Here is a 14707-nt window from a genome sequence, read left to right on the forward strand (position 1 = left end):
ACACAATTCCTTATTCAGATAACGCCGCGCGCGCGCAGGCTGTCGATGGCATCGCCGGAGTAACCGAGCTGATCGAGAATGTCCTGGCTGTGTTGACCCAATGCCGGAACGCCGTCCATGCGTGGGGTGAACGCGGCATTGCGGGCCGGCGGCAACAGCGACGGCAGCGGACCGGCCGGGCTGTCGACTTCACGCCAGCTGTCGCGCGCCTTGAGTTGCGGGTGGTCCCACACGCCTTGCATATCGTTGACCCGGGCGCTGGCGATCTGCGCCTCCTCCAGGCGCTGGATCACCGCTTCCGCATCCAATTGCGCAAAGCGGTCGACGATGATCTGGCGCAACACTTCACGGTTGGCCGAGCGCTTGAAGTTGGCGCTGAAACGCTCGTCCGCCGCCAGTTCAGGCGTGAGCAGCACCTTGTCGCAAAACGCCGCCCATTCGCGCTCGTTCTGCAACCCCAGCATGACGGTGCCACCATCGCCAGTGGGGAACGGCCCATAGGGGTAGATCGTTGAGTGCGCAGCGCCTGCACGCGGTGGCTGCGGTGCGCCGTCGAAGGCGTAATACATCGGGTAGCCCATCCACTCCACCAGGCTTTCCAGCATGCTCACGTCGATGCGACTGCCCTTGCCGGTCTTGCCGCGCAGCAGCAGCGCCGAGAGGATGCCGCTGTAGGCGTACATGCCTGCCGAGATGTCGGCGATGGAACAACCAGCCTTGGCCATCTGGTCGTCGCCAGGGCCACCGGTCACCGAGAGAAAACCGCCTTCGCTCTGGATCAGCAGGTCGTAGGCCTTCTTTTTCTCGTACGGCCCGCCCTCGCCGTAGCCGGAAATATCGCAGACGATCAACCGTGGGAAACGCTCGTGCAGCGCCTCGAACGACAGGCCCATGCGCGCCGCCGCGCCGGGCGCCAGGTTCTGCACCAGCACATCGGCATCGGCCAGCAGGGTGCCGAGGATATCGCCTGCCTCGTCCTGCTTGAGGTCCAGGGTCAGGCTTTCCTTGGAACGGTTGGTCCACACGAAATGCGAGGCCAGGCCGCGCACGCGCTCGTCGTAGCCACGGGCAAAGTCGCCGGCGCCGGGGCGTTCGATCTTGATCACGCGGGCGCCCAGGTCTGCCAACTGGCGTGTGCAGAATGGCGCGGCAATCGCATGTTCCAGGCTGACAACGGTGATGCCGTCCAGCGGTCTCGGGTTAGTCATGACAGTTCCTCAGAGCCAGTGGGCCATGGACGTGGCGTTGCGCAAATCCCAGACCTTCTCGATCAGGGCGTTGGCCTGGGCCGGTGTGCGGGCGCCGCTGAACAGGCTCAGCCGCTGGAATTTATCCGCCAGCTCCGCGCGGCTCAGGGTGTTGCCCGGGTCGCCCTTGGGCTCGTCGATAGCGCCGTGAGCGTGCGACCGTCCACCGTGGTGACGGTGACGCGGCCGAGCCAGCGTTGCGGGTAGGCGCCGTCGACTTCGGGGTCGAGGGTCATGCTGACCTTGTCGCGAAAAGCCGAGACGGCTGGATCGGTCAATGCCAGCTCATGGAACTCGGTGAGACCGGCCTTGCCATGCACGCCAATCAAGCCCAGCACGGTGCCCATGGAGAACTTGGCCTGGTGCACGCTGGTCGGTACGTTCACGCGCCCCAGCACATCGATCGCGCCTTGATGCACGCGGGTTTCGACGCGGGCAATATCGGCGGCGGCGAGACGTTCGCGTTGCATCAGGTCCAGCAGCGCATCGGCGGCCGGATGGGTATGGCGGCACGAGGCGTGGAACTTGAACGAGGTTTCCAGCAGCGCCCAGCGACTGCCAAGGCCGGCGGACAACTTGCTCGGCTCGGCATCGCTGGACATGCCCGCCGCCAAGCCCTGGTCACCTTCCAGGATATTACGCGCCCCCGTCAGCCCATCCGCCGTCAGGTATGCGGCGAGCAACCCATCCGCTGCCGCCTTGGCGGTGTGCAGTTGTTTGGAGTCGGCGGCATCGCGCAGGAACTCCCACAGGCCGGCGGCCTGGGTGCCCGCGCTGCCGAGCAGGTTGATGAATTGTTCCTGGTTGAAATCCAGCAGCTTGCCCACCGCGACCGCCGCCGCCAACGTGCCGACGGTGGCCGTGGTGTGGAAGATGCGGTAATGGGAGCGCCCCATGAATTCGCCGATACGGATACCAGCCTCGTAGCCGGCCACCGAGGCCAGCAGCAAGTCACGGCCGGATTTGCCCAGGTCCTGGGCGGCGGCCAGGGCAGCCGGAAACACCACGGTGGCCGGGTGCAACACGGAGCTGTTGTGCAGGTCATCCTGCTCCACCAGGTGCGACGAAGCACCGTTGACCAACGCGGCGAAGTAGGCGCTGCTGCCGGCGCCATTGACGATCACTTGCGCCGGGCCGCTGCTCGGCCCCATCTTCTGCGCATAACGCTCGAACAATGGAATCGGATGCGCGCCCTTGCTCGCCAGCGCCGAGGCCAGCCAGTCCAGGTACAGGTCTTCGGTGCGCGCCAGGACGTTTTCGGGCAACTGTGCGTAGTGCAGGTCTGCCAGGAAGCGACACAAGGCTTGGGTATGGCTCATGGTCGGGCCCTCAGAAGCTGCGTGGCAGTTCGAGCAAGTGCTCGGCCACGTAGGACAGGATCAGGTTGGTGGAGATCGGCGCCACCTGGTACAGGCGCGTCTCGCGGAATTTGCGCTCCACGTCGTACTCGCAGGCAAAGCCGAAACCGCCGTGGGTTTGCAGGCAGGCATTGGCCGCCTCCCAGGACGCCTTGGCTGCCAGGTACTTGGCCATGTTGGCGCTGGCGCCGGCATGCTTGCCGCTGTCGTATTCCTCGCAGGCACGCCAGCGCATCAGGTCAGCCGCTTCGATCTCGATATGCGCTTCGGCAATCGGGAATTGCACGCCCTGGTTCTGCCCGATGGGCCGGCCAAACACCACGCGGTCACGGGCATACGCGCTGGCTTTTTCGATAAACCAGCGGCCGTCGCCGATGCATTCGGCGGCGATCAACGTGCGTTCGGCATTGAGGCCGTCGAGGATGTATTTGAAACCCTTGCCCTCTTCGCCGATCAGGCTGTCCAGCGGCAACTCCAGGTTGTCGAAGAACAGCTCGTTGGTCTCGTGGTTGACCATATTGGCGATGGGCTGCACGGTCAGGCCGTTGCCGATGGCTTCGCGCAGGTCCACCAGGAAGATCGACATGCCTTCGGATTTCTTCTTCACCTCGGCCAACGGCGTGGTGCGCGCGAGCAGGATCATCAGGTCGGAATGCTGGATCCGCGAGATCCACACCTTCTGGCCGTTGATCACGTACTTGTCGCCACGCTTGATCGCGGTGGTCTTGATCCTGGTGGTATCGGTGCCGGTGGTGGGCTCGGTCACGCCCATCGATTGCAGGCGCAATTCGCCGCTGGCCAGCTTGGGCAGGTAGAAGCGTTTCTGCGCTTCGCTGCCGTGCCGCAACAGGGTGAACATGTTGTACATCTGGCCGTGCACGGTGCCGGAGTTGCCGCCGCAGCGGTTCACTTCTTCAAGGATTACCGAAGCTTCGGCCAGGCCCAGACCGGAACCGCCGTATTCTTCGGGGATCATCGCCGACAGCCAGCCGGCGTCGGTCAGCGCCTTGACGAAGGCTTCGGGGAAGCCCTTCTCTTCATCGATCCGGCGCCAGTAAGCGGCATCGAATTCAGCGCACAAGGCGCGCACGCCGTCGCGGATGGCATTGAGTTCTTCGTTGTCATTCGGGTTCATCTGCGGCTCTCCGCCTGTTGTTCTTGGATTATTCGAAATGCACCTGGGCTTGCTGTGCCAGGCCATCGGTATTGCCGGCCCACAGTTGGGCTACGCCGGTCTCGGTGACGCGCCCGCCTACTTCAAAAGGTTGCGGCGCAATCAATGGGCGCACACCGCGATAGGCAAACCGGCGCAAGGTGGCGTCGGGACGGGCGCGGCAGAACGCACGCAGGCCCAGGGTGGCGATCAGCGGCCCGTGCACCACCAACCCCGAATAGCCTTCGGTGCCGGTGACATAGGGGTAGTCGTAGTGAATGCGGTGGCCGTTGAAGGTCACCGCGCTGTAGCGAAACAGCAGGGTCGGCGTGGGGTCGACGGTTTCGGACCACTCGCCCTGCTCCAGCGCCTCGCCGCTGCCCGATTTGGGCGGCGTGGGTTCGCGGTAGACGATGTCCTGTTCCTCGCGGATCGCCAGGCGGCCTTGCTGGGAGTAGTCGTGGCGCACGGTGACGAACAGCAGCGCGCCAGTGCGGCCGGTCTTTTCTTCGACCTGGGTGATGGTCGACACCCGGGTCGCCGCCTCACCGGCACGCAGGGCATGCAGGAACTCGATGCGCCCACCGGCCCACATGCGATTGCGCTTGTCGGCTGGCGGCAGGAAGCCGCCACGGGCCGGATGACCGTCAGTGCCCAGGGCGGTTTCCGGCAGTGGGTCCTGGAAGAAACACCACTGCCACAGCGGCGGGATGTCTGCGCCGTCTTCGGGCACGGCTTCGCCGAAGGTAGCGGCAATACGCTTGAGCAGGTTATGGCTGAGGTGGTCGTGGGCGGTTTCGCTTCGGCCGATCCAATCGGTGGCGCTCATCGGGTGCAGGTCCTCGGGCAGTGAGTGTCTGCCCCGGATCATGCAAGGACGCACCCGTTCCGGGAATTTGCATTTCAATAAACCAGCGTTCGGTTATGCTGAACGCCGCCATCCTGTCCCGGGAGTCTTGCATGCACTTCGATCTGGCCGACCTGCGCCTGTTTATCCACATCGCCGAATCCCCCAGCCTGACCCAGGGCGCCAAGCGTGCGTTTCTTTCGCCGGCCGCCGCCAGTGCGCGGATCAAGGCCCTCGAAGGCCAACTCGACACCCGCCTGTTGTACCGCGACAGCCGTGGCGTGGAGATCACCCCGGCCGGGGAGCGCCTTCTGCACCATGCGCGGTTGATCATGCGCCAGGTGGATTACCTGAAAAGCGAGTTCACCCAATACGGCGTGGATTCGGCCGGGCATATCCGCATTTTTGCCAACACCACGGCGGTCACCGAATTCTTGCCAGAGGTGCTGGCGGGCTTCCTGTCCCAGCGCCCTGGCGTAACGGTGGACCTGCAGGAGCGCCTGTCCCGCGACATCGTGCGTGGTGTGCTGGATGGCACCAGCGACATGGGCATCATCGCCGGCCCCGTGGAAGCCTCGGGGTTGCAGGTGCTGCACTTCAGCACGGATAAACTGGTGCTGATGGTGCCGGTGGGGCATGCACTGGCGCAACAAACCTCAGTCACCCTGGAACAGACCCTCGCCTACCAGCACATCGGCCTGCATGAAGGCAGCACCTTGCTGAGCTTCTTGCGTGAACATGTCGAGCGACTGGGCAAACACTTGTCGCTGCGCATCCAGGTGTCGAGTTTCGAGGCGATCTGCCGCATGGTCGAAGCCGGCGTGGGCATCGGCATCATTCCCGAGTCCGCCGCTGTACGCCACAGCCGCACCATGCAACTGGTGGCGGTGAAGCTGGATGAGCCATGGGCAATCCGCGAGCGCAGCATCCTGGTGCGGGAGCTGGAGGCGCTGCCCGGCACCATTCGGGCGTTGATTGCCACGTTGATGCCGGACTCGGTCAGTGCAAGCTGAGGTTACGCAGACGCGCACCGTCCACGGTGACATGGCTCAAACGCCCCTGGTCATCGAATAACAGCCAGCCGTCCTCGGTGCGACGGATGTTCACTTCGTAACGAGGCCAGTGCAGCACCGCACACAGGTGGTCACTGGCGCGATGGATAAAGTGCCAGCGCGTGTCGCGTTCACCAGCGATATAGCCGAACACCAACCACTGCGCGTCGAGGGCAACGCGCACCGGGTCGCCGTCGAAGAAACCTTCGTCACAGCCCGGCATGCGATACCCCTTGCGGTTGCCATTGACATCCAGGATCAGCGTCGGCTCTTCGTCATCGCGACACCTGATCCCGTACTCGATGGTTTGGTCGAGTGCACAGTACAGCGCGTGGCTCTCCTCCGACTGCGCGGATGCCGGATCGCGCCCGGCCAAGCGACGCTCAGGCAAGCGATAGTGCCAGCGTTCGACACCCTCGCGCGGGTTGTAGAGCCAGAGGAATTCATTATGTTCGTTGCTCTTGAGCGCGCGCAGCGCGCCCGGCAAGTCGCTGACATGCCACAGGGTCTGAAAGTTGCGGTCCACGTCCACCACGCGCAGTTGCCGGTCGTGACCGAGGGTCCAGGCGCTGCCGTCAAACTGCTCGGCGAATACATCCAACACCTGCACGCCCAGATCGGTGGCGGTACGGTTGACCAGGTCGAGCTTGCTGATGCGCCACACCCGGTCACGCCGGGCCAGCACCAGCGCCATCTGCCGACTGTGGGCCAGGACAATCCGCTGGGCCGGCACGGCGAAGTGGAACAGTGGCTGGCCGCTGGCATCCGTCACCATCGCACCGGCCTCGCCCAGCGCCACCAGGTAACGCTCGTCATCCAGCGCCACCGCGTCGTATATCGGTCGGCTGCCCTGGGTCGGGGCGGTCCACTCCAGCGCGTCGCCCACCCGTACCAACGAGCGCATGGCAGGCCGCTTGAGGGCCTGGCCAGGCAAGTCCGCCTGCAATAATTTATCGCGGCTCATCTTGACCAGCGCTTGCAGCTGATTGAAGTTCAGCCCGCCGCGACCACTGAGTTGGTCGGCGATCACCGCGTGCACGGTGGCACCGGCCAGCCAACTCAGGGCAGCGGCATCGGATTTGTGCGCCAACAGGGCGTGCGCCAGGGCATCACGCTCGGCGTATCGGTCGGGATCGTCACGCAACTGTTCGATCCACGGCCCATAAGCTTCCAGGGTCTGCGGCAGCAGAATCGCGCGTTTGACCAAGGCGCCCATCGCCAGCCGCCCACCGGCCGCTTCGGCATCCAGCAACCATTGCGCCGCGCGCGGGCGCTCATCCGGCAGGCTCCACACCACCTCGACGGCTTGCAGCCACAGGCCCTTGGCGATCAGCGATTCGGCCCACTCCAGGCGCAAACGCTCGGCAATCTGCGGCTGCCTGGCCTGGAGCAACACCACGGCATCGGCAAACGCATCGTCACGCCGTGCCACCAATAAGGCACGCTGCCAGTTCTCGGCCAGGCACAGCAAGCGCACGATGACCGCTGACGGCATGTCCCAGGCCAGGGCCAGGTCGGCAGCCTGTTGGTAACGTGCGTGTTTTTCCAGGTAGTCGAGGGCTTCCTGCCGCTCCTTGAGCAGTTCGGCGAGGACAAATACCGCTTCTTCGATCCGGTTTTCCCGGGCCAGGCGCTCGTAGGAGCGGCGATAGACCTCGCGCAGGTGCTCGGTCAGGCTTTGTTCGAAGTGATAGGCGCGGCCTGGCCCGCTCTGCTGGCTGAGGGTCAGGTCCTCGCGCCGCTGCGGCGTGCCGAAGTTCTGTTCAGCCTCCGGTTCCTGGCCTCCCAGAGGAATGGCATGGCGCAAGGCTTCGGCAAAATCACCGTCCTCGAACATCTCCAGCATGCGCTGCATGTAGGCGGCCTGGCGTTTGCCGTAGAGCCTGGACAATTTTGAACGCTCGGTCAGACGGGTCAGCCAACGGCGCCAGGCGGAGGGTTTATACCGAGCCGGTCTGGCCCGCTCGGCGATGCCCGGATCAGCCGGTGCTGAAGGCACGGCGCCGACGGGCCGCACGCCTCGACGCAGGTATTTGTTGATGCCCATCAACAAGGCAGTGAACACCGTTGCGCCTAGCAACATACCCAGGATCACGCGGCTGATGTCTTCAGTGGTCGAAGCAGGAATCGGCGTCAAGGGTTGGGATTGGCTGTGAATGGCCATCCAGATCAACCCGGCGACCAACGCCAGGGTAGCGCCCAGTTTCAACGCTGGGTACTGCGCGGGCGCCTCACTGGCCCATGGCTGGGCCGCCTTGGGAGGCGCTGCTTTCGGCGCTGGCAGTTGGCGCTCCAGCAATGCGCGGATCACGCCTTCCTGCTCGGGACTGACCGGCGCCAAGCCGCCAAGGATCTCACGCACATCGGTGATGTCCGGCACGGGCAGCAGCGGCACAACCGGCGCATGACAATCGAAGGTATCGAGTAAGGTGTAGGCACTGATCTCCAGCCACAACCCAGGTTCAAGGACCTCGGCGTCGCGCAGCTGCAAGGCGTGAACCTGGCTGCCGCGCACCAGCCACAAGTCGGCGGTGGGTAAAGCACGCAGCTCGTCAGCGGTCAGCCGTGCCGAACACAACCCACGCCCCTGGCGGACCAGCGGCCAGCCGGCAAGGGTCTGGCAATCCAGTGCGACGGGCGCGCTGAACTGCAACACATCTCCGTCGGCAAAACGGTAGGCAGCGGCACCCGTGCGCCAGTGTCCGAGGATCAGGCGAGCCCGCTCCTGCGTGGTGAAGCGGTCAGCAGGCAACCACACACCGTCGATGGACTGGTGGCCGGTCAGCAGCGGTCGGCGGATCAGCAGGGGTTCGTGCTCATGCATCGGCAGGCTCTTGTTTCAGGTCGCACATGACTTGCAGACGCATGTCGCGCTCGGTGACGTTGAACACCAGTAGTTCCCGGGCGGTGGTCAGCACCGCCACCAGCCCGCTCATGGGACAGAAGCTCGCACGGGCAATCGGTGCGGAGGTGGTGAACAGCGTCTGTTGCAGGCCTTCCGAGTACAGGCCGACGGTGTGCTGGTTCGGGCCCAGCAGTACCAGTGCATAGCACTCCTGCGCGGCCACGTGGTGATGCAGGCCGATAGCACTCCAGCCCGGCGCCAAATCGATCTGCGCCCTTTTCGCGGGGAAGCTGTCGTGGGTCACCAGGCGCCAACTCTGGCGGCCATCATGGTGAGTGAGTAATGCGCACCCGCCAAAGGTGTACTTCCAGTGGGCGGTGCTGGCGAACAGTACCTGGCTAACCCCGGCCGCTGCACCGACCGCATAGCCGGAACTGCGGACACCGGAGGCTGTTGCGGGGTACGCCACCAGTTGCCCGGCCTCGCTGCGGGCGTAGACCAACGACAAGGCATCCAGCTGCGCCAAGCCTATGACATTGTTGGTCACCGAGAAAAACGCGCCCCTCGGTCCATGACCGGGACGCTGCCAGTGGGCGAGTTGACCATTTGTATCGAGCACATACAGGCGTTCCGCTTGTTGGCCGCGCAGCCACACCGCGGGCAGCAAGGTCGCGGTGCCCGGTGGCAAGTGCAGCTCTTCGCGTGCAGGCTTGTTGGAGGAAACAAGGCCGGGGATATTCCAGAAGGTCAGGATCTGGCCATCACCGAGCACCGCACCGAGGCTGCGATAATTAAACGCGGCGGCAAACACATGCTGGTGCTTGCCCCACAGGCGACGGCGCACCTCCAGGGCTTTTTTCTGGTTTTTGTGCGGCAGCTTGATCACCGCCATGCCATGTTCGTCGAGCAGGCGCAGGGCGACATAGTTGCCTGAGCCGGAGATGACCGGTGGCAATGTCAAAGCCACCCGCGCCACCCGCCCGCTGGCGGTGGGCGCCGGGGTATGCGCGGCGTTTTCGAACTGGCCCTTGAGCAGGCGCACCGATTGTTGCTCGTCGGGCATGGGCAGCGACACGCGTCGTGACTGCAAGGCAAAAGACAGACTGCGTCCGTCCAGGTTGCGCGCAATCTGCACGCGGTGGGTGCAGGTCTTGGAATCGGTAGGCGGCAAGCGCTGGCCGACCACCCAGCACTCTCCCACCCGATGTTCGGCCAGGGCGTCACGCCAAGCCAGCCAATGGGTGTCGCTCACCACCTCATAGGTGCGGGCTTCGAGCAAGCGCTTGAGTTGCGCCGACGAGTCCAGCTCATGCAACACCGACGTGCCCTGCAGAATGCCCCAGCGCAATTGCGCCCCCGCCTCCTCGGCTCGCCGCGCCAGCAATATCAGCAGTGCCAGGTGTACCAGGCGCGCGGCGCCCAGTTGCAGGGGACCGGCGTCGAACAACACCACGATCAGGCGGTTCGCCGCCTGGGCGCGGTACTGTGGCGCGAGGAACATATGCTCGCCGCCGACCGCCCGGCGCAGGAACTCATCGGGCACTTCATCGGCCAGCAGCCATTCGCTGGACAGCAGCCGCTCATAGGGGCCGCGCCGGTGTAGGTCGCCCAGGCCGTCGGGCTCCGGCACACCGCCCTGGTGCAGGCCTCGCAGCGGTCCCAACAGGGGGTTGAGGCGGCCCAGCAGGTCGGCGAACACGGGTAACTGTTCCGGGGCAAACCATTCCAGCCAGTGCCGCCAGGGTTGCAGCGACTCAGGCAGTTGCATGGGTGACTCCCCAATAATCAGCGATACGTTGCACAAGGGCGGGCGAAACAGCCAGCAAGCGGTCCAGCGGGACCACGGCCGCAGGCTCATGCCACACCAGCAGTGGCGAACGCTTGAAGCGTGCTGAAAAGGCCTGGCCCAACAGGTCCTGGGGCACATCCGGCTCCCAACTGGTCGGCAACCAGAGGTGTGGCGCGCTGGCGCTGGGGGCCGCGTAAGCCACGCCGTCGACCCACGGCAGATCAGCCGTCGAGCCCGTCACCACCAGCACCTCACCGTTGGCCGTGGCGTGCAGACGCGCGGCGAGTCCAGCCTCCAGCAGCGCCAGGCGCCTGAGCATCCGGCGTGCCGCATCACCCCAGGCCACGGCGGCTTGCGCCTCGGCGGGTGCCTGGCGTGAGCGCCAGCGCCAAGAATGGGTCAACGCACTCATTCGGCAGGTGTCAGCAAACGTGTGAGTTGCCCCCGTGCCTGCTGCAACGGCTCGGGCATCGTCTGGCTGTTGAAGTTCGCATCAATTTCGCGCAACAACCCTTCGAGCGCCGTACTGGTCGGCGGTTCGCTGCGGGCGAGATAGTCTTCGGCGGTTTCCAGCAGGCGATTCAAGCGTGACATCGGCTGCAACGTGGCCTCTTCCACCGCGCTGAACAGATGGCTGTTGCTGGAGGCGGCAAACAAGTCGCGCAGCACTTCACGACCGTGTTGCTGGGTAGCCTGGGTTGGCAACACGTAAAGCAGCGGCCACAAGTCAGCGTCGCTGGCTTCGAGGCGGCCGCCGAGCAACGCGGCAGCGGCGATCAGGCGTTGGGATTTGACAATACGCCGGTCGGACAGCTGGATACCGGCTTCGCGCAAACGGCGAATGGCCTGGGCCAGTGCCGGGCGCACGACGCTCAAGTCGACGTGTTTCAAGGCCTGGCCGAGGGTGTCCAGTTGCGCTAGCCCGAGTAACTGCTGCACCGGGCGCTGCTCCGACTGCCAGCCACCGGCCAACATCGCCTCCAATTGGTTGTCCGGCACCGACTCGACAAACAGGTGCAACAGGAAACGGTCACCAAAGGCCGCCAGCGCGTCATCGTCCGGCAGGCCGTTGGCCGCGCCGACGCACACCCGCAGCGGGCATTGCACCTGGGTATGGCCACGGCGGAAACGCCGCTCGTTGAGTACGCCGAGCAAGGTATTGAGGATCGCGGTGGAGCCCAGGAAGACTTCGTCGAGAAACACGATGTCGGCTTCCGGCAGCATGCCGCTGACATCGGTTTCCACCGTGCCTTCGCGCAGCTTTTTCAGGTCGACCGCGCCAAACAGTTCGGACGGTTCGGTGAAGCGCCCGAGCAGGTACTCGAAATAGCGCCCGCCCATGGACTGCGCGACGCGCCGCACCACTGCGCTCTTGGCGGTGCCGGGTGGCCCGATCACCAGGATATGTTCCTGGGCCACCGCCGCCAGCACGATCAGTTCGGCCAATTGCTCGCGCCCCACCAAGCCTTCGGTTGCGGCACGTACAGCGTGGCGGATTTGCGCGGCAGCGCTTTGCAACTGAGCAATCATGGGCGTCTTCCCTGAAACCAAAGCGCTGAATCTTGCCTGAGGCCAAGGTAATAGCAAAGCGTTGTTACATGTTCTTGTAAGGAGTCAGCCGTGCTCATGGGCTGGTGCGTTAACACTCTTTGACAGTTTCTCGACAAAGCTGCCAAAGACCTTCGGGCGTGGCCTCCCTAGCATTCGAGCATCCAAACCACCTGCCGGGTGCTCTTCATGCTTCGCACATTGCGCGGTATTCCATTGCTCGGTTGCCTGCTGGGCAGCATCGGCTGCCATGGGCAAGCCTCTGCCCCGCCGCCGATCCCCAAGGGCGACTACAGCGCGATCATCCGCTACCTGCAAACCCGCATCCCTCGGGACATGGCCCACGCCAACGTGCCCGGCTTGTCGATTGCCCTGGTCAATGGCCAGGAGTTGATCTGGGCCCGTGGGTTCGGCTTGGCCGACAAAACACTGGGCGTGCCGGTGACGCCGAACACGGCGTTTCGCGCCGGTGCGATCTCCAAGCTGCTCACCGCCAGCGCCGCCCTGCAACTGGTTGAACAGCAGCGGCTGGCGCTGGATGCACCGATCCAACAGACGTTGCGCGAGTTCTATGTGCGCTCGCGTTTCCACACCGACCAGCAGGCCGCCGACCGCGACATCACCTTGCGCCGCCTGCTCAGCCATCAATCCGGCCTGCCCAGCGAGCACCTGCGCGACCTGCGCAACAGCTATGCCATGGGGCAGATGCCGATGCGCCTGTCCGGCGTCTGGCTGAGTACACCGCCCGGCACCCAGGTGGCCTATTCCAACCTGGGTTATGCACTGGTCGGCGCGGCGATCGAGCGCAGCAGCGGCAGAGCGTTCGAGGCCCAATTGCAACACAGCCTGCTCAAGCCGCTAGAGATGAACCAGGCGAGTTTTATCGGCACCGCCGCACAGGTGAGCTATCGCGCCCAGGGCTATCAGGACGGTATCGCCAGCACCGACGCGCAGGTGCGCGACCTGGCGGCCGGCGGCTTATGGGCCAGCCCCAAGGACCTCAGCCATTACGTGCAGATGCTGTTCGCCGAGGGTCTGTACAAGGGCAACCGGGTGATGAACCAGCGCTCCATCAATGACATGTTCACCCAGCAAAACACCGGCAACGCCCTGGACTTCGATTGCCGGATCGGCCTGGCCTGGTTTCTCGCACCGTGCGGTGACGAGCCGGTCGGGCCTGGGGTGCGCACCTATCAGCACAGCGGTGGCGGCGATGATTTCGCCGCGCAGTTGACCGTGCTGCCAGACCAGCAACTGGCGGTGATCATCATGGCCAATGACAGCAACGCCGAAGACCTGGTTGCCACGTTGGCCACCGACACCCTGCGCCTGATGCTCCAGGCGCAGACCGGCGAGCCGGTGTGCAGCGAAGACTGCCAGGCGCCCCGTCACGGGCTCAAGCTGCGCCAGGTGCCGGCCGCCGTCGACCGCCAGCGCCTGTCCGGGTTTTACGCCACCGCCTGGGGCGTGTTCCGCATCCGGGACGACGCCGGTCGGCTGCGTGGCGAACTGGCCGGCTACGACTTCGAGCTGCTGCGTGACGACCACGGCTGGCTGCGCGCGCAGAAGAAAGTCCTGGGGTTCTGGCTCAAGGACCTCGGCGAACTCGGCCGCGTGCAGTTGGATGTGATCACCGTGCAGGGCCGGCAGATGCTCACCGCGCGCAGCCACGGCCAGCGCATCGCCATCGGCGAACGCATCGACCCGCCACCCTTGCCCATGGCCTGGGCCGACACCGTCGGCACCTACCAAGTGCTCAATACCCACGAGCCCGATGCGCCGTTGAGCGGCATCAGCGTGCGCCTGGAAGAAGGTTTCCTGGTGATTCGCGGCCAACTGCACGACGAGCCGCTGACCGACTACATCCTGCTGCCCGTGGACAACGCCCATGCCGTGCTCGCCGGCAACGGCTATGGCCTGGGCGACACCGTCAGCCGCCAGGTCAACGGCCTGAGCGCCTCGGGCTACTCCTTCAAACGTACCCATCCACCCTTGAGTTTCTGACCGACATGAAAACCCTGATGAGCCCCAAAAACCTCTGCCTGTCCCTCACCTCGTTGTGTTTGCTGGCAGGCGCCGACGCTGCACTGGCCGAGGACTGGACCTACAGCCTCAAAGCCGGCGTGGCCAATCTGCCGCGCTACAGCGGCAGTGACGCGCGCATGACTGCCCCGGTGTTCGGCGGCGCCATTGTCAGCCCCTGGGGAATTTTCCTCGATACCGACAAGGGCCTGGGCTGGGGCTACGAAGGCAACGCCTTGAGTTTCAGTGCGTATGTCGGCGCCAGCGCATCGCGCAAGGACAAGAACGAATCCCTGCACTTGGGCTCCAAGCGCCTCAAGGGCATGGGCGAAATCAAGTCACGCCCGCAACTGGGCGTGAGTGCCCACTACAATCTCGGCGGCGCCATTGTCGGCGCGACCCTGGAACATGCCCTCAAGGAAGATGACCACAAGGACAGCGGCAAGGCGTTCACCCATCTGGAATTGAGTCTGGGCACCACGCTGTACGAGGGGCGTTATGGCTCCGTCGATGCCAGCATCAACAGCCACTTTGGCGACCGGGACTATATGCAGACCTGGTACGGCGTCACCACCGGCCAAGCCGCGCGCAGCCGCTTCAAGGCCTACAAGGCCGGTGCCGGCAATATCAGCAATGGCCTGAACCTGGCCTGGAGCCTGCCGATCAGCGAGCACACCGAGTTCTCGACCTTGCTGGATGTGCAGTACCTGGCGGATGAAGCGGGCAAGAGTCCGATTGTGGAGCGGCGCTTGCAGACGTCGGTGATGGGCGTGCTGGAATACACGTTCTGATTGGATAGGTGGGAGGGGACTTGCCCCCGATGGCGGTGCATCAGTCCATATCGCT

The 14707-nt window shown here is 64.6% G+C and carries 10 protein-coding genes and 1 pseudogene; 3 read left to right on the forward strand and 8 right to left on the reverse strand.

What is annotated here, in order from left to right:
• Positions 1-14 precede the first annotated feature (14 nt).
• The 4 genes and pseudogenes from BFN10_RS00250 to BFN10_RS00265 form a co-directional block, all read right to left on the reverse strand.
• Positions 15-1208: a CaiB/BaiF CoA transferase family protein gene (locus tag BFN10_RS00250; protein WP_071487921.1), complete on the reverse strand. Its 1194-nt coding sequence runs from the start codon at positions 1206-1208 to the stop codon at positions 15-17.
• Between the two features lie 9 nt (positions 1209-1217).
• Positions 1218-2566: pseudogene (locus BFN10_RS00255) on the reverse strand (MmgE/PrpD family protein).
• Positions 2567-2576: 10 nt separating this feature from the next.
• Positions 2577-3740, reverse strand: a complete 1164-nt coding sequence (locus BFN10_RS00260; protein WP_071487922.1) for an acyl-CoA dehydrogenase family protein — start codon at positions 3738-3740, stop codon at positions 2577-2579.
• Between the two features lie 28 nt (positions 3741-3768).
• Complete coding sequence (locus BFN10_RS00265) at positions 3769-4587, reverse strand: HTD2 family dehydratase (RefSeq protein ID WP_071487923.1); 819 nt, start codon at positions 4585-4587, stop codon at positions 3769-3771.
• A gap of 131 nt (positions 4588-4718) precedes the next feature.
• On the opposite strand from BFN10_RS00265, the gene BFN10_RS00270 reads away from it, so the two are divergent.
• The gene (locus tag BFN10_RS00270; RefSeq protein ID WP_071487924.1) at positions 4719-5618 is read left to right on the forward strand and encodes a LysR family transcriptional regulator; all 900 of its coding nucleotides are present in this window, start codon (positions 4719-4721) and stop codon (positions 5616-5618) included.
• Here the strand turns inward: BFN10_RS00270 and BFN10_RS00275 are convergent.
• Genes BFN10_RS00275 through BFN10_RS00290 form a run of 4 tightly spaced genes read right to left on the reverse strand, consistent with a single transcriptional unit; the run spans position 5605 to position 11821 of the window.
• Positions 5605-8481 (reverse strand): bpX6 domain-containing protein, encoded by a 2877-nt coding sequence (locus BFN10_RS00275; protein WP_071487925.1) that lies wholly within the window; start codon positions 8479-8481, stop codon positions 5605-5607. The two genes, BFN10_RS00270 and BFN10_RS00275, sit on opposite strands and share 14 nt — an antisense overlap.
• Entirely contained in the window at positions 8474-10270 is a 1797-nt protein-coding gene (locus tag BFN10_RS00280) for a hypothetical protein (RefSeq protein WP_071487926.1), read from the reverse strand. Before BFN10_RS00280 ends, BFN10_RS00275 begins: the two co-directional genes overlap by 8 nt.
• Positions 10257-10703 carry a bpX5 domain-containing protein gene (locus tag BFN10_RS00285; protein WP_083351457.1) on the reverse strand — a complete coding sequence of 149 codons (447 nt, stop codon included), beginning with the start codon at positions 10701-10703 and terminating at the stop codon, positions 10257-10259. Before BFN10_RS00285 ends, BFN10_RS00280 begins: the two co-directional genes overlap by 14 nt.
• Positions 10700-11821 carry an AAA family ATPase gene (locus BFN10_RS00290; RefSeq protein WP_071487927.1) on the reverse strand — a complete coding sequence of 374 codons (1122 nt, stop codon included), beginning with the start codon at positions 11819-11821 and terminating at the stop codon, positions 10700-10702. Before BFN10_RS00290 ends, BFN10_RS00285 begins: the two co-directional genes overlap by 4 nt.
• A gap of 207 nt (positions 11822-12028) precedes the next feature.
• On the opposite strand from BFN10_RS00290, the gene BFN10_RS00295 reads away from it, so the two are divergent.
• A complete protein-coding gene (locus BFN10_RS00295) occupies positions 12029-13843 on the forward strand; it encodes a serine hydrolase domain-containing protein (RefSeq protein ID WP_071487928.1) in 1815 nt (604 codons plus the stop codon).
• Positions 13844-13860: 17 nt separating this feature from the next.
• Positions 13861-14652, forward strand: a complete 792-nt coding sequence (locus BFN10_RS00300) for a MipA/OmpV family protein (protein ID WP_071488032.1) — start codon at positions 13861-13863, stop codon at positions 14650-14652.
• Positions 14653-14707 lie beyond the last annotated feature (55 nt).

It is taken from the genome of Pseudomonas extremorientalis (assembly GCF_001870465.1).
GTDB lineage: Bacteria > Pseudomonadota > Gammaproteobacteria > Pseudomonadales > Pseudomonadaceae > Aquipseudomonas > Aquipseudomonas extremorientalis.

Excerpts from the sequence above, each read along its gene's own strand:
- BFN10_RS00250 (WP_071487921.1), bottom strand. The coding sequence starts at position 1,208 with ATGACTAACCCGAGACCGCTGGACGGCATCACCGTTGTCAGCCTGGAA.
- BFN10_RS00260 (WP_071487922.1), bottom strand. The coding sequence starts at position 3,740 with ATGAACCCGAATGACAACGAAGAACTCAATGCCATCCGCGACGGCGTG.
- BFN10_RS00265 (WP_071487923.1), bottom strand. The coding sequence starts at position 4,587 with ATGAGCGCCACCGATTGGATCGGCCGAAGCGAAACCGCCCACGACCAC.
- BFN10_RS00270 (WP_071487924.1), top strand. The coding sequence starts at position 4,719 with ATGCACTTCGATCTGGCCGACCTGCGCCTGTTTATCCACATCGCCGAA.
- BFN10_RS00275 (WP_071487925.1), bottom strand. The coding sequence starts at position 8,481 with ATGCATGAGCACGAACCCCTGCTGATCCGCCGACCGCTGCTGACCGGC.
- BFN10_RS00280 (WP_071487926.1), bottom strand. The coding sequence starts at position 10,270 with ATGCAACTGCCTGAGTCGCTGCAACCCTGGCGGCACTGGCTGGAATGG.
- BFN10_RS00285 (WP_083351457.1), bottom strand. The coding sequence starts at position 10,703 with ATGAGTGCGTTGACCCATTCTTGGCGCTGGCGCTCACGCCAGGCACCC.
- BFN10_RS00290 (WP_071487927.1), bottom strand. The coding sequence starts at position 11,821 with ATGATTGCTCAGTTGCAAAGCGCTGCCGCGCAAATCCGCCACGCTGTA.
- BFN10_RS00295 (WP_071487928.1), top strand. The coding sequence starts at position 12,029 with ATGCTTCGCACATTGCGCGGTATTCCATTGCTCGGTTGCCTGCTGGGC.
- BFN10_RS00300 (WP_071488032.1), top strand. The coding sequence starts at position 13,861 with ATGAGCCCCAAAAACCTCTGCCTGTCCCTCACCTCGTTGTGTTTGCTG.